Source organism: Salinivibrio kushneri (assembly GCF_005280275.1).
GTDB lineage: Bacteria > Pseudomonadota > Gammaproteobacteria > Enterobacterales > Vibrionaceae > Salinivibrio > Salinivibrio kushneri.
In genome coordinates this window covers 140,849-157,992 of record NZ_CP040022.1, presented here as the reverse complement: position 1 = coordinate 157,992, position 17,144 = coordinate 140,849, and the positions used below count along the sequence as shown (strand labels likewise).

At 44.7% G+C, this 17,144-nt stretch carries 18 protein-coding genes and 1 pseudogene; 14 read left to right on the top strand and 5 right to left on the bottom strand.

Annotated features, from left to right (window positions below; genetic code table 11):
• Positions 1–184 precede the first annotated feature (184 nt).
• Positions 185–2,014, bottom strand: coding sequence for a M4 family metallopeptidase (locus FCN78_RS13840; protein ID WP_077659017.1), 1,830 nt, complete (start codon positions 2,012–2,014; stop codon positions 185–187).
• 466 nt (positions 2,015–2,480) lie between these two features.
• Positions 2,481–4,484 carry a hypothetical protein gene (locus FCN78_RS13835; RefSeq protein WP_077659018.1) on the bottom strand — a complete coding sequence of 668 codons (2,004 nt, stop codon included), beginning with the start codon at positions 4,482–4,484 and terminating at the stop codon, positions 2,481–2,483.
• 258 nt (positions 4,485–4,742) lie between these two features.
• Here FCN78_RS13835 and FCN78_RS13830 point away from each other — a divergent pair, with 258 nt between their 5' ends.
• From FCN78_RS13830 to FCN78_RS13785, 9 genes are all read left to right on the top strand, one after another.
• A complete protein-coding gene (locus FCN78_RS13830) occupies positions 4,743–5,222 on the top strand; it encodes a GNAT family N-acetyltransferase (RefSeq protein WP_077650144.1) in 480 nt (159 codons plus the stop codon).
• A complete protein-coding gene (locus FCN78_RS13825; RefSeq protein WP_137317910.1) occupies positions 5,173–5,544 on the top strand; it encodes a hypothetical protein in 372 nt (123 codons plus the stop codon). Before FCN78_RS13830 ends, FCN78_RS13825 begins: the two co-directional genes overlap by 50 nt.
• An 807-nt stretch (positions 5,545–6,351) precedes the next feature.
• A complete protein-coding gene (locus tag FCN78_RS13815) occupies positions 6,352–7,110 on the top strand; it encodes a restriction endonuclease (RefSeq protein WP_077659821.1) in 759 nt (252 codons plus the stop codon).
• Between the two features lie 103 nt (positions 7,111–7,213).
• Complete coding sequence (locus FCN78_RS13810) at positions 7,214–7,954, top strand: hypothetical protein (protein WP_077659810.1); 741 nt, start codon at positions 7,214–7,216, stop codon at positions 7,952–7,954.
• Between the two features lie 89 nt (positions 7,955–8,043).
• A complete protein-coding gene (locus tag FCN78_RS13805; RefSeq protein ID WP_077659811.1) occupies positions 8,044–8,511 on the top strand; it encodes a GNAT family N-acetyltransferase in 468 nt (155 codons plus the stop codon).
• A 96-nt stretch (positions 8,512–8,607) separates the two neighbouring features.
• Positions 8,608–9,117: a hypothetical protein gene (locus FCN78_RS13800; RefSeq protein ID WP_137317909.1), complete on the top strand. Its 510-nt coding sequence runs from the start codon at positions 8,608–8,610 to the stop codon at positions 9,115–9,117.
• 137 nt (positions 9,118–9,254) lie between these two features.
• The gene (locus FCN78_RS13795; protein ID WP_077659257.1) at positions 9,255–9,821 is read left to right on the top strand and encodes a hypothetical protein; all 567 of its coding nucleotides are present in this window, start codon (positions 9,255–9,257) and stop codon (positions 9,819–9,821) included.
• Between the two features lie 83 nt (positions 9,822–9,904).
• The gene (locus FCN78_RS13790; protein WP_077659256.1) at positions 9,905–10,468 is read left to right on the top strand and encodes a hypothetical protein; all 564 of its coding nucleotides are present in this window, start codon (positions 9,905–9,907) and stop codon (positions 10,466–10,468) included.
• The gene (locus FCN78_RS13785) at positions 10,468–11,247 is read left to right on the top strand and encodes an adenylate/guanylate cyclase (protein WP_077659255.1); all 780 of its coding nucleotides are present in this window, start codon (positions 10,468–10,470) and stop codon (positions 11,245–11,247) included. Before FCN78_RS13790 ends, FCN78_RS13785 begins: the two co-directional genes overlap by 1 nt.
• Before the next feature lie 143 nt (positions 11,248–11,390).
• Here the strand turns inward: FCN78_RS13785 and FCN78_RS13780 are convergent, their stop codons facing one another.
• Positions 11,391–11,600 (bottom strand): type II toxin-antitoxin system RelE/ParE family toxin, encoded by a 210-nt coding sequence (locus FCN78_RS13780; RefSeq protein ID WP_077651115.1) that lies wholly within the window; start codon positions 11,598–11,600, stop codon positions 11,391–11,393.
• Positions 11,593–11,871, bottom strand: a complete 279-nt coding sequence (locus FCN78_RS13775; protein WP_077458086.1) for a type II toxin-antitoxin system RelB/DinJ family antitoxin — start codon at positions 11,869–11,871, stop codon at positions 11,593–11,595. The genes FCN78_RS13780 and FCN78_RS13775 overlap by 8 nt, the downstream gene beginning before the upstream one ends.
• A gap of 149 nt (positions 11,872–12,020) precedes the next feature.
• Here FCN78_RS13775 and FCN78_RS13770 point away from each other — a divergent pair, with 149 nt between their 5' ends.
• The 5 genes and pseudogenes from FCN78_RS13770 (at position 12,021) to FCN78_RS13745 (ending at position 15,360) form a co-directional block, all read left to right on the top strand.
• Positions 12,021–12,641 (top strand): LysE family translocator, encoded by a 621-nt coding sequence (locus FCN78_RS13770; protein ID WP_077659254.1) that lies wholly within the window; start codon positions 12,021–12,023, stop codon positions 12,639–12,641.
• A gap of 155 nt (positions 12,642–12,796) precedes the next feature.
• Entirely contained in the window at positions 12,797–13,273 is a 477-nt protein-coding gene (locus FCN78_RS13765; RefSeq protein WP_077659253.1) for a GNAT family N-acetyltransferase, read from the top strand.
• 250 nt (positions 13,274–13,523) lie between these two features.
• A complete protein-coding gene (locus FCN78_RS13760; RefSeq protein WP_077659252.1) occupies positions 13,524–13,760 on the top strand; it encodes a hypothetical protein in 237 nt (78 codons plus the stop codon).
• A 99-nt stretch (positions 13,761–13,859) separates the two neighbouring features.
• A pseudogene (locus FCN78_RS16040) lies at positions 13,860–14,015 on the top strand (GNAT family N-acetyltransferase); the annotation flags it as partial.
• Positions 14,016–14,838: 823 nt separating this feature from the next.
• Positions 14,839–15,360, top strand: a complete 522-nt coding sequence (locus FCN78_RS13745; protein WP_077659251.1) for a GNAT family N-acetyltransferase — start codon at positions 14,839–14,841, stop codon at positions 15,358–15,360.
• 121 nt (positions 15,361–15,481) lie between these two features.
• Here FCN78_RS13745 and FCN78_RS13740 read toward each other — a convergent pair whose 3' ends face one another.
• Positions 15,482–17,113, bottom strand: a complete 1,632-nt coding sequence (locus FCN78_RS13740) for a glycoside hydrolase family 13 protein (protein ID WP_077659250.1) — start codon at positions 17,111–17,113, stop codon at positions 15,482–15,484.
• Positions 17,114–17,144 lie beyond the last annotated feature (31 nt).

Below are 17,144 nucleotides of genomic sequence, written 5' to 3'. Positions count from 1 at the left end.
ATCGATTTTTTATCGTCATAATGTGATGAAAATAAACAATTTTCTGGTCTGGCCAGAGGAGGGGAAGACGGTGACTCGCCGGAAAGAAAAAGGTGACGTCTGATTTTGTCTATAAACCTAGCTGTTTTTGGCTTTTGGGTAGGCAAAAAAGCCGCTGTTTTAACAGCGGCTCGTCAGGGAGTGATTAATCACGCTCAAGGCTGACGTTAGCGTAGCTCCGATAGCCTCGCACCATAACGTGGTACTCGGTACCTTTTTGAGCACTGATACGACAGGTTTCATCGTTGCCGTAGTTATAAGGACGACAGTCCCAGTTATTAGTAGTAGGTTGGCTGCCTGCTTTTACATAAAGGTCGGCATCACCCGTACCACCACTCATCACGACATTGACGTTGCGGCTGCTGTCGACAGTGAATGTAAAGAAGGTTTCACTACCACTCCCACCACTTAAACCGGTAACGGGCTGGTTGGGCTGGAGCACGTTTCCACCGTTGTCACCACAACTGGCATCGACGCCTACAGTATTGAATGCATCGATCACGTCTTGCGCATTGTAAGCTAGGTCTTGCGTGGCTTTGACTACGCCGCACGCACCTTGGTCGAATGTGCTGCTGGCGGTCCAATATAGTTGGTTCGCGGTGGTGAATACTTCAAAACCTTTGCGAACATCCCAGTTCGCTTTGTTAGCGAGGAGATAGAAAGCACGGTTATATACACCGCTAGAATAGTGCACATTCATACCGTCACGGTATTGGCTGGCATCATCAATGGATTTGCCATCGCGTGAGGGTTGGTCAAAATAGCGCAGCCCACCAGAGCCTTTAAAGATGTCGGCACCGACCACCCAATCGACTTCATCATGCATGTAGTATTCAGCAGCTTCACCGGCAATATCAGAAAATGCCTCGTTGATCCCGCCTGACATATCAGCATAGATAAGGCCAGAGTTTTGCTCAGTAAAACCATGGCTGACTTCGTGGGCGCTCACATTGATGTCGACGAGTGGGTAGAAGGTTGATTTACCATCCCCGAATGTCATTGAGCGACCATTCCAGAATGCGTTTTCGTAATCGTTGCCGTAGTGCACGCGCATAGTGAGCTGGAACGTCAGAGGTGCGGTGTTCATCCAATCTTGGTACATGTCAAAAACAACGTTACCGAAATAGTGCGCATCGTTCAGTGCAGAATAAGCGCCATTAACATACCTTTCGTCGTTGTAGTTGCTGCTATCTGTACACGGGTAGGTGAAGGCAGTGCTGCCTGTTGTCCCGTTCTCTAAATCGACCGTTTTCACTTTGTCGTTCTCTAACGTACACGTGGTCCCGGTTTTATCGATAGGCAAGCCATCATAGTCCGTGCCATAAATATATTGGCCCGTTTTTTCGTTCCCACCAGGGCCTGTTCCAACGGCAGCAGCATGGTTAATACCATCCCAGTGCTTCAAGATCTCACCTGTATCGGCATCAATCATATAAAAAGGACGGCTTGGATCGTCTCCAGCGATAAAGAAATCGACGATGTAGACGAGCTGCGCGTTTTGCTCATCGTCTAGTTTGACGACCAAACGTGTATTCTCGTTTTCAAATGGCGCTGCGGTGAGGGTTTGCTGGTTCTGTGTGAAAGCGGCTTTAGCGGCTTCTAAGGCAGATTGGCTGTTGAGCGCGGGTGAGACAGAGGTGATATCGTTCGCGACACCTTGCGCCATCGTGCCGTAGACGTCGCTACGCTGACCTTGTTTTTCTGTCGCAACGACAGCGGTATCAATAACGGGTACGCCTTGATAGGTTTGCTGATAACGCACTTTGACTTTGCCATTTGGCAAAGTGACGCGCTTCACTTCTTTAAACCCTAGTGGGTTGGCTTGTGAACCTGATGGCGCGTAAACGCCAGCGGGTTGATCTAATACCTGACTTAGCATGGCATCATCAGTGATATTAACCAGTTCGGCACTCATTGCCGGAGTACTAGCGACAACGCTAGAGGCTATAAGCCAAGTTAATCTAGAGAGTTTCATTTTATTGCCCTAATTGTTGTTGAAAGATTCCTTTCTTCCCAACTGCACAATAGGAAGGCGACCATGTCGGTTCGCATCTTTAACGTGGCCTATCAATAGAGTGCTTTACAAGCTCGTTACAATTTATCGTGTAAACAGGAGATTACGTCATAGGCGTGTTTCAAACATCAATCAGATAAAAATTAGGCTGATTCTGTTATTTTGTCGGGGTGTCTGGTTAGTTACTAATGAGTGACCATTATTCTTTACAGAATAAATGACTATTTATTTATGAGAGATTGACCGCATTATTAATGAATAAACCTGTCTGCAAAAATGTGAACCCTGCTCACATTGTGGCGGGTATTGTGCCAAGGTGAAGCGGGTTGGTGCGTTGAAACAGCGCCAGCCCAAGTGGGCCAAAAGAGACGCTTTAGTCATTAACGCTCACTGGCCATCCGTTGGCCAGCGACAAACGCGTTAGGTTTTATGGCGCACGGCGTTGACCTGCACCTTGCGGTTTGGCCATAGGCGCTGGGTCTTTAGGCCAAAATAGGCTAGAAGGATGTTGTTTTATTTGTGTCAGTACCGCGGTTCTTACCGACTTCATATCCAACTCACAGTTACGCGAGCGCAGCGCAACGAATAATGCGAGACCAAAGCTGACCCACAGATTAATAAAGCCAATCATCAACACAAAAAACAGGCTGGATAAGACAGACAACCACGACGAGTAATCGCTCATATGCGCATAGGCAGCGTGGGCAGAAGAAAAGGCCACGTGGCGAATATCAAGCGGAACATCAATAAGATAGCCGACGTAGCTTGTCATGCCTAAAAGCACACCAAAAATAAAGTTACCGCCTAATGCACCATAGTTTTGATGGATGTACAGTGCTATCCGCTCTCGTCGTTGAAGCGAGATTGCGCGGAATAATGGATGGCCGATTAAGCGATCTTTGAGCTCAATGTAGTCCGCCCGATTATCAAGAATGCCGGTAATAATACCCGACAAAAACAGCCAGACCCCGGCGATAGCAGCGTAAAGCCAGGCTAAACCATGGATCGGATGAATGGCTGAGGTTTGATAGGCCGCTTGCCCACTGCTGAGTAGCGGGCTGTGATAAAAGTGGCTAAACACCAGGCTCACCAGCACACTCACGGTAATTGCGGCGGTAATGTTTCCCCATACCGCAAACCATTGAGAGCGGTTTACATTAATCAGCAGGCGCGCGAGTTTTTTGCTGCGCGTACGCCCCATTTTGTTCTTTTCTACGTGCGCGGCAAAGTTTGCGGCTGTCATCGCCGGCTGTTTGGTAGCAATGGTAAAGTGTAAAATATGCACCAGCATAAAGCCGACACCGTAGTTTAAACTGACCAGCAATGCATTATTAAGTGGTGACAATTGCAAGGTCTCGATATACATTTTTACCCATGCTAACAGGGCAATAATCACTCCAGCCCCGCAAGCGCCGCGCAGGATCTTAAAGTAATCTTTTTTGGTTTTGGCGATATAGTGCTCGCCGTGATTGCTTTTGTTTTGTGTCACACTCTGAGCAAACGTGCGGGTACTTTTGCGATAAATCGCGCGCACACTGTTGCGTTCCGTCACCGAAATAAGCAATTGCCGCCAGAGGTTGAATACACAGCGCGCCTTCTGATGCGGGTGACGAAAATCAAGAATTTGGATCAACAGCACCATGCGGTTTAATGTTTGATCCAAGCGCTCAAGCATACGTGAAGCGTGCGCGGAGAAGCCCATTTGGTTGATACCACGGGCTCGAATCCGCTTGACCTGCTGCTGGCATTGCTCAATCATCACCCAAAAATGTGCCCTGTCTTTGGGGTCCAACGTATCGTATCTAATCGCATTAACGAGTTGATGGGTTTCACGCTGCAATGCAATGAACGGTGAATCGACCTCACTCAAACGGCGATCGATCCGAAGTAGCTCAGGATCAAGCTCCTCGGCGGCGATCCAGATAGACAGCATTTCTAGCGAATAACACAACTCGCTTTTTATATAAGCTCCGGTTGAGCGGATGGCTTCCGGGGCGGCGTTTTTGACTAGTAGACGGTATAGCTTAAACCAGCACTTATGAGAGATGGCCTTTACCCACGCTTTATCTTCTCCACCGACAAAGTAACTGAGCAGATCATTGATGTCGTTGCAGCGTTTAGGCGGCGGATTCACTTTATTATAAAGCCGACGAAAGATGTCAGTCACAAGGCCGTTTTTAGAGAAAATCCCCAGCTGAACAAACGCCGGCGATAGCTTTATTTTCTTGGCTTCATTGCACACGCTATTGGCAAAGAGCGCGGCTTGGGAGGGGGAGTTGGCTAACGCTAAGACAAGCTGCTCAAGACGCAACTCTGCTAACTCGGGCGCACCCTCACGCAGGTAGGTAAAGAATACATCAAGGCGCTCTGTGTCAGTGGCACAGAGAGAGAAACCGTCTATCACTTTAAAGGCCGGTGTAATCGCAGGCATAAATCAATTTTCTTATCAGTCGATAGTCAACGCGCGCGTAGTCTACAAGAGGGAATGTATAGGGGGAAGAAAAAGTGTGTTTAGATCACATCTGCAATGCGTTGACTTGGCGACGGCAAGCATGGATTTTATCTCTATACTTGTCCGTTTAATAAAAAAAAGCTTTTTTATTAATATCTTGGATAAGATGGTATAAATGCACCATCATGAGTCGATGCTATCGTCTGAGCCAACTGAAGAGGCCTCTAAGGGGGAGCCATGATCAGAGAAATTACCCGACCTGACTTTGCGTCATTCTGGCCGACGTTTTCGGCGATTATTCAAGCGCAAGAAACCTATGCCTTGGATCCTGATATGACGCAGCAAGACGCTTTTTCACTTTGGTGTGGCTCAACCTTAAATGCGTACGCGTACGTGGAAAATGACGCCGTTTTGGGGATTTACTACATCAAGCCGAATGGCATGGGGCCAAGCCAGCATATCTGTAATTGTGGATATATGGTGGCGAGTGAGGCAAGAGGGAAGGGAATAGCCCGTCTACTCTGCCAGCATTCGCAGGATATGGCGCTCGAACGAGGGTTTAAGGCGATGCAGTTTAATAGCGTAGTCTCGACCAACGAGGTGGCGGTAACGCTTTGGCAGAAACTCGGATTTTCGATTGTTGGTACCATCCCTAAGGCGTATAAACATGCACGGCTGGGACTTGTTGATAGTTACGTTATGTACAAATGGTTATAAAGTCTTGTCCCAGAATATGAAAGCATTGTCGATAACCCTGCTGACCGTACAACTGGTGTTGATTGGTTTTTCACACTATTACGGTGGTATCGCAAGCAGTGAAATACAAAACATACCAACCGCAGCTGACGCTCAGTTGCATACGGTACTCTATCGTGTTCAACACTACAGCGGCTTAGAGGAGGCCCTTGGTTATCTTGCCGCAGGGGCTTGGCTTTTTACAGTGATTGTTTTAACTCTCAGAAAAACGATTAACACTGTCTGGGCTCAGCTTTCTATGCTTCTACCGGTTCTCGCAAGCGTTATGCTCAGTTTTTTCTGACTTCTAAACTCAGAAAGATGCCGCTGGCGAACCGGCGATATCTTACTCCGTTATGTGAAAGACATTTATTGAGAATCACACACACCGGCAGGACGAGGTGGCCAGGCTTGCTTAGGCGGTACAAAGGAAGGCTTGCCTAACACCGGCGAAGAGAGCACGTAGATCCCATAATTAGTGAATAGCCAAAATAAGTTGCGGTCATATTCCACATAGACACTGTGTGATAAACCTCCCATCGCATAACTGGCTACCTTACCCTTCTAGAATGGGGGCACATAGTACGCGGCGATTACAGGTTGTTGTGGGTGACGGACTTGAATGCCTTCAGCGCTTTTTGCCGATCCAGCCATTGCCCCACAAAATCTGCCTTCGCTAACATTTTGGACAATTAAGCACGAAAAAATCAGTATGGCTTTGATAAGCTAGCCTGACAACGTTGACGAAAAGGTGTGTTAGGAACCGAGAACTGATCGTCGGTAGCGTGGAAAATACTAGCTGGATAACCAGCTTATCCGTGGAAGCACGCCATTTGAGTGCACGCTTTGTCGTCGTTCATTCACACTATCTCAGAACATCAAAGAAAAAAGTAATTCTAATCAATAGATTAGGCAAGTAGGCGTGGTGATAATGTGAACGTGCCACCAGAGATAGGCGGCATGCACACTTTCTCGGCAAAGAGATAGACCCTGAAAGCAATAAATGTTAGTTATAACAGTTAGTTAGGTAAGAAAAGCCGCGTATAACGATTTTGGAAAATCGAGTGTGCGTGCTAATACAATGTTAGCTTCATAAGGAGACAAAACCTCAGTGTGGAAATTCTCAGGAACCATTAGCTATACCTGCGATACCTGTGGAGATACTGGAGAATTTCCAATTGACGATTTTTCTATCGAATGTTTCGGTGGGTCAGAGCGTCAGATGGGGGCTGAAAATCTTTATGAAATCTTGTATGAATTTGATTGCCCTGAATGCAGTTCATCAATTTCATTGCATTTTGAAGCATCTGAATATCCGATAGAGTTCTTGAATTTTGTATTAAATAAAACAGCAGGCGCTCAAACCACTGGTGAACCGGAAATGGAACACCTCCGCGAAATATATAGTGCGGAAGATTTATTCCATTTGCATGAGTCAATTTCAGAACTTATTTCGGCGTTGAAGCAAAGCCAATACCTGCTAGATGAAGTAACTACGAGACAATTTGAAGAAATCGTAGCAGAGGTATTTAGGTCAAAAGGATTTGAAGTTGACCTCACCAAAAGAACACGTGATGGTGGGAAAGACATTATCGCTGTTCACACTGACGGAATTGGGATTAAGAACAAATATTTTGTTGAATGCAAGCGCTACGCCGAATCGAATAAGATCAGTGTAGATGTTGTTCGCACTCTGTATGGCGTTATGAATACAATGGACGGTCCAAACAAGGCAATCATTGTAACTACGTCTACTTTTACCGATGATGCGAGAAAATTTGTCAAACAAGAGGCAAGAAGTAGCTGGGATTTGGCGCTAGTCGATAGAATCCAGTTATTGGATTGGTTGGATGGCTATAAAGAAAGCTAACAATGCCGTTAACTCGGACGCATTTTCCGTTCGCTGCGCTAACTACAAATGCGCCGGTTACGGCTGGCGTTAGCTTCACAGAGCTCATACAAGGATAAGAACATTGAGTAAACTCTCAGAGACTTATATTCACTTAGATATAAATCTAGACGAAATTGGCAAGTCTAGATTAAAGGAGTACCTATCGAATAAAGCTCCGCTGTATGCAGAAGGAATCTACAGTCAAGACCTAGAGTTTGCCGTATTTGTTGAAGATGGCTCTCTAAAGGTTTGGCTGGCGACTGCAGGAATAATTTATGCGGGAGTGGCTGGATATGGCTCTTTCAGATCTGGCATTGACTATTTGGTTAAAGACGCCAGAGCAATTTCTGAGAAGGTTTTCGAAGATGTAAAGCAATCGGGTGTACCTCAAGACCGTGTTATTAATTTCCAGCGACGTTTGGGTGTCCCAGGACAAATTAAAAGGGTATTGGCTGAAACAAGAAAATTAGAGCGAGAAAGCTCGAATCTTACGGAAGAGGAAAGGAGTGTACGACTGGCATCGATTAGAAGAACAATGGAAAGGATTTCAAAAAATCTTGATCATCAAGAGGATGCAGATTTACTACGTAGTAATCTTCCGGATCTGCTAAGGGATTCGATACCTAAAAGACTTCCTCAGCGAGATATAGAAAGAGCTCGATTGATTGCCTTAAAGCCTGAGGAATATGAAAGCCTCGTAAATCTTCCGGTCAGCTACCCAGCACTATCTACTGATAGACAATATCTACAAAATCCTTTGGAGAGCACTACATTTGAAGTGAAGGAAACTCCGTATGGAATACGGTTCTTACCCAAATATTGATCAAGCTAACAAGCAGCGCAAGCGGGACAACTTTTCCGCTGCGCTACAAAGTTGCCCCTTCGCTGGGCGTTATGTTCACACGAGGAAACATGGAAGTATGTTGCAAAATATTGAGTTCTAAAGACAGTCATATGTATCGTGATTTGCGACTGGAAAGTCTGAAGTTGTACCCTGAGTCCTTTGGTTCATCCTACGAAGAACAGTCTCAGCTTCCTAAATTGTTCTTTGAAAAGCTTATGGAGGAACAGTGTGAGACTCACGTGATGATCGGTGCTTTCGAAAATGGTCAACTTGTTGGTTTATGTGGCTTAATTCCTACCGATAGTGGTGACTCTTTAGAAGTGGTTCAAATGTATGTGTCAGCGAGTGCTCGTGGAAAATCGGTAGGGCAACAGCTGTTGTCGAAAGCTTGCTCAATTTTAAGCTCGAGGCTAGAAGGCAAGCTAGAACTAACGGTTTACGTTAACAATGATGCTGCTATCGCCTCATACGAGAAGTTTGGCTTTAAACAGGTCTCTAAGACAGACCAAGAAATTGTCATGAATTTTGAGCCATGAACATAACAAAACGCTTTAAATCTGATTCGCAAACGCGCGCCACTTTCGCTTCGCTCCAATTTTGGTACACGTTCGCTCACAGTTTAAGCGTGCGTTATGTTCTTGGAGGACATGGTGGAATATCAAAGGGACAGGGTAACTTCTGGCGTTTTTCAGAAACTTGTTGTAAAGCTGTGTAAAGCCCTCGTATTCAAGCTTTCAAACAAAAAAGAGAAGCTAGAATGGCAGCTTCTCTTGATAGCCGATTGTTTACGAATCATTGGGCTTTGTAGGTTAGCTTATCGGATAGCTTTCAAAGTGCATACTTCAACGTCTAGCGTTAAGAACAAGTTCTGGTCAACCCATGTTTCAGGTATGGCTCTGCAATATTCAGGTGACATGATTGGCGCTGAAAAAGCATTCTTAAAAAGCCAGGACTTTGCTTGTGAGCTTTCTTTGAGTTTTAGCTTGCAGCATTTGGGTAAATTGAACGTTGAGGTTGGCAACTATAAACTGGCAGAGCAACAGTTCATAGAAGCATTAGCAATTCGAGAAAAATTGAAACGGGCTGACTTGGTAGAGTCGACTAACAGGGCGATTCGAGGACTACAAAAGCTACGAACATAACAATAAAATTTAAGGGTGATTCACAACGCGCGGCGCTCTCACTTCAAGCAAGTTTAGTGTTTATAGCACAATGCTTTAGGTAGGTGGTTAGCGTTGTTCACACCTTAATTTGGCGTTATATGCCTAAAGGAGGATAAGTGTTACCGGAAGATAAAATGCCAGAAGCTGAAGTCACGTTGAGGCTTGCAATCGCGCTAATTGAAAATGGCCACGTTGTTGGTGATATAAAAACAGCTATCGATGGTGCCCAAGTAAAAACTGGTAACACAGTGCATTTCCCAATAGTAAAATTCCTGAATGAAAACGGCTGGTGGAGTCCAAGTCAAAATGATCGCTGGCAGGCAAAATACTCTAACATCAAATACCAGGCTTCAATAATTGTGCACTCAAGCGCTGGTGAAGGTGATTTAGCTGCTGATCTCAAAATTGGCAAAAAATTGCGTGTTGAGTCAAAAAAGGGGCCTTTAAAGCGAAGTAAATCGTCACAAGAGTACCCGCTAATTAGAGAAGCAATAGGCCAGTTAGTAACTGTTGAGCATGCCTCTCCTTCTGACTTACTTGCTGTTGCAGTGCCAAAATCAGAAAAATTCGATTCACTGGCTGAACAGTGGCGTGAACGTCCAATAATGAAAAGCACAGGACTACATATCATTACAATAGGGCGTGACAATACAATTCATGGACTAAGTGATGTCGGCATATAACAATCAGCTTCACACGGATATTTTGCTCTGCTTCGCGCCGCAAAATTCCGGTGAGCTGGGGCGTTATATTTTAGGGGTAAATAATGAGTGTGCGTAAGATTGAGTTTCTATACCAATCTCTGTCTGATACCCAAGCGATCATACGAGCTACGGACGTAAAGCTCGGCTTTTTGTTTGCTATCGTCCTACTTCCAATCACTGTATTCAGCGACGTTTATGAAATTGCTATGAATTTAGCCAGTGAGTCAAAATTTATGACGGTTGGTTTGGGGCTTATTTTGACACTCTGGTTCATGTCATTTTATACGTTGTTTTTAGGGGTGGTCGCAATATCCAATCCATATATGTCTGTATCTGGCGAAAAGGCTAAGGGGGCCTTCCATGGAGGAGACCTTTTTAATTTCAGGTTCACCGATAGGTTCATAAATAGACCAGTTCTTTCTAATTATACGGTAGATGATTTTGTTAAGATATTACCGGATGACGATACAGAAATAATCAAAGAGCTTGTTTTCGAAAAGATAAAAACAACCTACATTAGGGACATAAAAACTAAGAGGGCGTCGCAGTGTGTGATTTTAGCTTTTCTATGGATAACATTAGGAGCTGCGATCTGGGGATATCATCTATTTAAGGTGAGTCTGTAATGCTGACACCTACACAAGAAGTCCTGGTAAGAAGCACGGTTAACGACGCTCTAAATAGGGCTGAGTATCATTGGAAAAATGGCGGCCATAAATTGGCTGCAAACCGAGCTATTGTAGAAGACGCACTTTCTAAGAGTTTTGAAGATCATGAGCCGTCAAAAATCCCGGGCCACGAACTGGTTCAAGATAGTGAAACCGTAATTGATGAGTTTATAGCTTTTGTGGCAGATATGCGTCAGTCCAGCAATCACCTGATGTGTGCTTTAAGCGAGAAGAAGGCAGACGTTTCAGGTTTGCAACGAGTTTACTATGAAACATCTGCATTGTTGCCAGCTTTAGGCCTAGCGGTGAAATTTGAAGAAGGGTGCGTGACAGAGTATTTGGGTGATGGTCTTTTGGCATTATTTAAGGTGGATTCTAGCGACAAAAGCGAAGCTATTTATGCAGCTCATCGTGCGGCCAAAAATTCGATAAATGATATAAGAAGTATCGTTAATGAAACTCTTCATGAGCGTTATCGTTTGCCAGGCGTTGATCTCGGAGTAGGTCTGTCACTGAGTCAAACCCTTGTAACTCTGGTTGGTTTGCCCGGAGAAAAGCACCCAAAAGCATTTGGGGAGTGCGTTTTTCGGGCCACAAAGCTATCAGGTGGAATAAATGAGATCATTTCCGATGAAAATCTCAAGGCTGCTTGGCCGTCAAAGAAGGGCGGTACACTCGCCTTTAAAGCGAAGAAGGTAAAGGGAGAAAATGGTTACGTCTTAGCTAGGTCTGAATAAAATATAACCAGGCCAGTCACGGCGACGTCTACTACATTGCGGCTTCGCCTCCATTTCGTAGCCGCGCGTGCTGAGCGGCGTTATCGAAATAGTTCGGAATGGGTGCCAATTCGAGCCAGTTTGAGAGAAGTGTCATCGACTTTTTAAATCAAAACTAAATCCGGTTTTACGTGGCAATCTCGATAATTCTGCCAGTTTCCAGACAAAGAATGATCAACGTATTTTTCCGGTAGTGTTTCCCCGAGCTGTAATTGTTTAATGACATGACCGACTTCAACTACATCGGGAATCGAAAGTTTTGCTATTTTCTTGAAGTCCTTTTTAAATTGGCTTGAGTACTCGAGTTTAAGCATTGTCGGTCTTACCGATATTGAATTCTTCGAATAGCTCTTCAATATTGCTGGCGGTATTTGCCTTGCCGGACTCGAGCTCGGAGATGGCTGAGGCTGTTGCTGCATTGGGTTGCTTGACTTTAAGCTCAAAGGGTATGCCGCCGTAATTAACGACCGCTTTGGCAAAAAGCTTTATTGCTTGAGAGGGGCTAAGTCCCATGTTCTCGCAAACGTGAGTAAACGCTAACTTGGTGTCGTGGTCAATTCGGGTGCTCAGCATTTCGTTTTTCATAACATCACCAAATGTGTGAATCTGTAATACAATGTGAATGTATAGCAAAAGCCTGTAACAATGCCAAGTAGGGCGACCCATTTTTCGTTGTGCTGCGGCCTCACTACAAATGGGCACCTGTTGGCGGCGTTAGTTTTAAGGAGAAATAAATGAACATTGAGGCGTGGATGTCCTTTGTGTTGGCTTCAATGGTACTTGTGTTGTCGCCAGGCCCGGCGGTTCTTTTAGTTATCGGTCTTAGTCTTGCTCATGGACGTAAGTCTGTAGTTCCTATGATGTTGGGCATTTTGTCTGGTGATGTGGTGGCTTTGGCTTGCTCACTATTGGGCGTTAGTGTAGTTCTGTCTACATCATATCTTGCTTTTAGCATTCTTAAATGGCTTGGCGTTGTCTATTTTATTTACCTTGGTATTAAGGCATGGTGCAGCCCGATTTCTGAGGCTAAAACAGATATCAAGCCAATGAGAAAGGCTTGGAAAGTGTATCTAGATGCATTTTTGGTGACCGCGTTAAACCCTAAAGGTTTAGTATTCTTTCTGGCATTTCTACCATTATTTATCTCTCCTGAAGCTCCCAATGTAGGTATGCAAATGCTAATTCTTGCTGTGACTTTCATTTTCATATCATTTTGTAGCGTAAGTTTTTATGCCTATTTTGGTGGACGCGTTCGAGGGTATGTATCTTCTGAAAAGGGGCAGAGGTTCTTCAACAGATTTAGTGGTGGTATGTTAGTTAGCGCAGGTCTAGTGACATCAACTCTGAAACAATAAAAATTTAAGGGTGATTCACAACGCGCGGCGCTCTCACTTCAAGCAAGTTTAGTGTTTATGGCACAGTGCTTTAGGTAGGTGTTTAGCGTTGTTCACACCTTAATTTGGTGTTATAAAGCATTATTGATTCACGTATAAAAGTATAAGGATGTACTTTGTATCTAAGACAATTTTCAGTTCATGATGCACCAGAAATTTCCAGTTGGTTTTCCAGTCGAGAGGAGTCTCTTTTGTGGGGTGGTCGTGTATTCAGTTGGCCAATCGAGACTTCTGAAATTATCAAGCGAAGCCATCAAAAGGACATTGAGTTCTTAACGTTATCTAGCGGCAGTGACGTGCTTGGTTTCATTGAACTACAACACGTTAGCCTTAATGAAATGCGTTTATGCCGAGTTACTGTATCTCCTAAGTTTCGAGGTCAAGGTGTGGGTAAAGCCTTGGTAACCTTATCACTTGAAGAAATCAAAAAGCGAAAACAGTATCAAATCGTGACATTAGCGGTTTTCGCCAAAAATAAAACAGCCTATAATTGCTATAAATCTTTGGGATTTATAGCTGTAGACAAAGCTCCAAAGTTTAAAGATTTTTTTGGAGAAAGGTGGCCGTTAGTCCAGATGGAAATTTCTTTATAACAAATAAAAATAAGTGTCGCGCAGCCGACACTTATTTGGGTGTTGAACAAGCCCGTTGATTTATAAGTAAATAGCTCGAATGCAGATAGGTAGGCGCTGCGTCTGGCACTTTTTCAGCGCGAGCGCAGCCAAGAAGTGAGCAAATAAGAGCTCACTTCAATATGTTACGTTAACTTTGAAATCGGTCAACCTTTTCTATGCCGTTATATGGTAATTTAAACCAAATCTATCAGTTGGTCAGAGGTATAAAGTGAGCACTCGGTTTTGTGATAAATGCGGGAAAGAAACTGAACATGAAGAAATCATAAAGAAAAAGCCTTCGAAATATGGGAAGAGTAAAAAAGAACAATTTAAGGCCTTTCTCGACGGTTTCTTTGGTGGTGCTGCCAGTCCTGTTGGTGCATCGTTGGACTTAATCGATCGATACGAAGTTTGTACAAGATTTGGGCATAAAACCTTAAAAAATCAGGGTGACGAATTTCAATAGTAATATTTAGGTTACATCTATTCGAACAATTCGACTTCATTAAGAAATCATGCGTCTTTGACCTTTTATGGCTTTCCGTCTCATTTTTAAGGGTGTATAGTGCAAAAAACGTTTGAAAGTGACAGGTTAATATTGAGGCCGTTTTCTCTCAATGATGCGGAACGTGTCGCCGAACTGGTTGGGGAAAAGAAAATATCGGAAATGACCGCAAATATCCCCCATCCATATAGTATTTCTGATGCTGAAAATTGGGTATCACATACATAGGTAGGGAATCGAATCGTATACAAGGGCAGGAAAGGGAAGTTTGTGTATATGCTTCTGAAGTGTGATTAATAACTATGGAGTGTATATTGTTACCACCTATTTCTAAACACTGGGTGGATTATAATTATATCATTTATATGAATAAGGATGTTTATGGCAAAGCCAAATAGTGAAGAAATCTCTCGATTTAACCGATACTTCGCAATTGAAAGCAACAATGAATTTTGGTCGTTATCGGAGTCAGACCTGAGCCAAGAAGAGAAGAAAAGGCTTTTAACTGTTGCGTTTTCCTCTCTGTATCATTGATCAGAAGTAGGAACACAAGAGAATATTGAACTTGCCCATTTAGCGATAGCAAGAGCACTTTGTATCAATGATTCTCCTCTGTGTATTCAATTTGCGAAAACGGCATTTTCCTACTTTGACGGACAAGGCGCGAATTGGATTCAAGCATTCACGAATGCGGTCTTAAGTCATTCACTATTGATCACAGGAGAACGGGCCCAAGCTATAGAGTTTTATGAAAAATCACTTAGTTATCAGTTAAAGCTCTCTGAGGGTGACAACAAGGTTTTCGACGCTACCTTTAAAACCATCCCGGACCCAAGGGCGTAATCGATCTGGTTATCATCGAGCGCTAATGAAGGTTGTTAAGAAATGGCGGCTTTTACTTTACATAGAAGCCGCCATTTTTATTGTGTGAACTAAAGCACATTTGCCCATCACCGATAAGACAAGATGATTGGAACCCTATTAGTATGGCGAACTGGTTAACAATTGAATAAATGGATTTATTATCAATAGCTTAAACATGGAAATTCTCCCAGAAATCGAAGTGTCGAACGCGCAGCATGAGGCTATTCAAGCGCTTAGAAACAAGGCATTTCCTGACCATCAAGTTGCCCGTTCTTACTATAAGCAGCTTCTCCACATGCGGGCATTGGAGTACCAAGATAATCAACTGATTGGTTATATGGGGTTGGATTATAGGGCAGTGAATGTCGGTGGCGACGTATACAAAGTATTAGGGGTGAGTGATTTTTGCATCGATAGCGCTTGGCAAAGAAAAGGGATAGGCTCGAGTATGCTGGCGCAACTGACTGACTATGCCAGCGATAAAGACGTTGATTTCATTGTTCTCATCTCTGAGCTGCACGATTTTTATGTGGCTAATGGCTTTCAGCTTGTCGAGTCATATGCCTCTTGGCTACGCATCCATGAACATACCAACTATGGCGTTGCGGTCGAGTATGTCGATGAATTGTATGTAAAACCGATGAAAGACAAATCATGGCCAGCAGGCCATATGGATTGGCTTGGGTATATGTATTAATACCCTCGGTAGACGTGGTTTATGGCGTGTAAGAGAGGTGAGTCGCCTGTGGCTGGGCGCCTGCAGCTGTCTGCAGGCGCGATCCTATTATATTGATGATATCGGCGACTAAACGTCCTTGCTACAGCATCACCGCAAACGACTCGTAAGGGGCTAGTTTGTAGGTGGTGCTTAACTGTTTGACCGGATCCATGTTGTAACTAAGGCAGGTTAAGGCCTTATCGTGCCAGTGTGCGGGGAGGGTGATGGTTTGTTTTTGCTCGCTAAAGTTGCTGACCACCAAAATACGGTGGGTATCGTCGAAGCGTTCGTAAGCCATCACGTTAGGGTGTGATTCTTCCACAGGCGCAAACTGGCCATGTACGATCACTGGGTATTGCTTGCGCAGCTTGATCAATTGACGATAGTGATAAAGTACCGAGCCACTGTTTTCAGTTGCCCGTGCCACATTGATGGTGGTGTAGTTAGGATTAACCGGTAACCACGGTGTTCCTTGGGTAAAGCCTGCCTGCGGTGCGTTCTCCCATTGCATCGGGGTGCGAGCGTTATCGCGACTGTTTTGGTAGACCGCCTCCATCATGGTGTCTGGATCAACGCCTTCTGCAACACGCAAGTCGTAGAAATTGCGGGTTTCGATGTCTTGATAATCGTCGATAGACGGGAAGGTGACATTGGTCATCGCAATCTCTTCCCCTTGGTAGATATAGGGCGTGCCTCTCATTAAGTGCAAGGTTGTGGCGAGCATTTTTGCCGAGCGGGTTCGGTATTGGCCGTCGTGACCAAACTTGGATACGGCACGCGGCAAATCGTGGTTGTTCCAAAATAGTGAGTTCCAACCGCTATCGGCCAGCTCTTGTTGCCATTTGAACAGTACCTGTTTGAGGGCGGCGACATCCAGCGGTACGGGCTGCCATTTATCGCCGTCTTTCCAGGTGACGGTAATGTGTTCAAATTGGAACACCATGGAGAGTTCATTGCGTTCCGGTGCGCTATAAAGTTTGGCAATCTCCGGCGTTGCGCCCCATGTTTCGCCGACGGTGAGCAAGTCTTTGTCGCCAAATGTGGCTCGATTCATTGCCTGTAGCAGAGGGTGAAGGCGCGGCCCGTTGCCAGTAATGCCTTTATCGATCTCTTTACCAATAAAATCAATCACATCAAGGCGGAACCCGCCAATACCTTTATCAATCCACCAGTTCATCATTGTATACACGGCGTCATGGACGGCAGGGTTTTCCCAGTTCAGATCGGGCTGACGTTTGGAGAATAAGTGAAAGTAATATTGCTCGGTGTTTGGCTCCCATTGCCATGCACTGCCACCAAAAATTGAGCCTTGATCATCGGGTGCACTGCCATCGGGTTTGGCATCGCGCCAAATGTAAAAGTCGCGATAGGGACTGTTTTTGTCTTGAAGCGCAGCTTGGAACCAAGGGTGTTCGTCGGAGGTGTGGTTGACGACCAAATCCATCACGATTTTGATGCCAAGCGCGCCAGCTTTATCAATCAAGCGCGTCATGTCTTCCATGGTGCCAAATTCAGGCGCGATCGCGCAGTAATCGGAAATGTCGTAGCCATTGTCATCCATCGGCGATTGGTACACCGGTGATAGCCATAACACATTGACGCCGAGCCAATGTAAGTAATCGAGTTTCTCGATAATCCCATTAAGATCGCCAATGCCATCACCATTGGTGTCGTAAAAACTGCGTGGGTAGATTTGATAAACAACGGCATCATGCCACCAAGCGTTCTGCATACCGATTACCTCTTATCGACAATAAAAATCC

What these genes read in the sequence shown, in the direction of transcription:
- FCN78_RS13775 (WP_077458086.1), bottom strand. Translation starts at nt 11,871, where the DNA reads ATGAAAAACGAAATGCTGAGCACCCGAATTGACCACGACACCAAGTTA.
- FCN78_RS13835 (WP_077659018.1), bottom strand. Translation starts at nt 4,484, where the DNA reads ATGCCTGCGATTACACCGGCCTTTAAAGTGATAGACGGTTTCTCTCTC.
- FCN78_RS13740 (WP_077659250.1), bottom strand. Translation starts at nt 17,113, where the DNA reads ATGCAGAACGCTTGGTGGCATGATGCCGTTGTTTATCAAATCTACCCA.
- FCN78_RS13840 (WP_077659017.1), bottom strand. Translation starts at nt 2,014, where the DNA reads ATGAAACTCTCTAGATTAACTTGGCTTATAGCCTCTAGCGTTGTCGCT.
- FCN78_RS13800 (WP_137317909.1), top strand. Translation starts at nt 8,608, where the DNA reads ATGTTCTTGGAGGACATGGTGGAATATCAAAGGGACAGGGTAACTTCT.
- FCN78_RS13780 (WP_077651115.1), bottom strand. Translation starts at nt 11,600, where the DNA reads ATGCTTAAACTCGAGTACTCAAGCCAATTTAAAAAGGACTTCAAGAAA.
- FCN78_RS13825 (WP_137317910.1), top strand. Translation starts at nt 5,173, where the DNA reads ATGCACGGCTGGGACTTGTTGATAGTTACGTTATGTACAAATGGTTAT.
- FCN78_RS13745 (WP_077659251.1), top strand. Translation starts at nt 14,839, where the DNA reads ATGGAAATTCTCCCAGAAATCGAAGTGTCGAACGCGCAGCATGAGGCT.
- FCN78_RS13785 (WP_077659255.1), top strand. Translation starts at nt 10,468, where the DNA reads ATGCTGACACCTACACAAGAAGTCCTGGTAAGAAGCACGGTTAACGAC.
- FCN78_RS13830 (WP_077650144.1), top strand. Translation starts at nt 4,743, where the DNA reads ATGATCAGAGAAATTACCCGACCTGACTTTGCGTCATTCTGGCCGACG.
- FCN78_RS13805 (WP_077659811.1), top strand. Translation starts at nt 8,044, where the DNA reads ATGGAAGTATGTTGCAAAATATTGAGTTCTAAAGACAGTCATATGTAT.
- FCN78_RS13790 (WP_077659256.1), top strand. Translation starts at nt 9,905, where the DNA reads ATGAGTGTGCGTAAGATTGAGTTTCTATACCAATCTCTGTCTGATACC.
- FCN78_RS13770 (WP_077659254.1), top strand. Translation starts at nt 12,021, where the DNA reads ATGAACATTGAGGCGTGGATGTCCTTTGTGTTGGCTTCAATGGTACTT.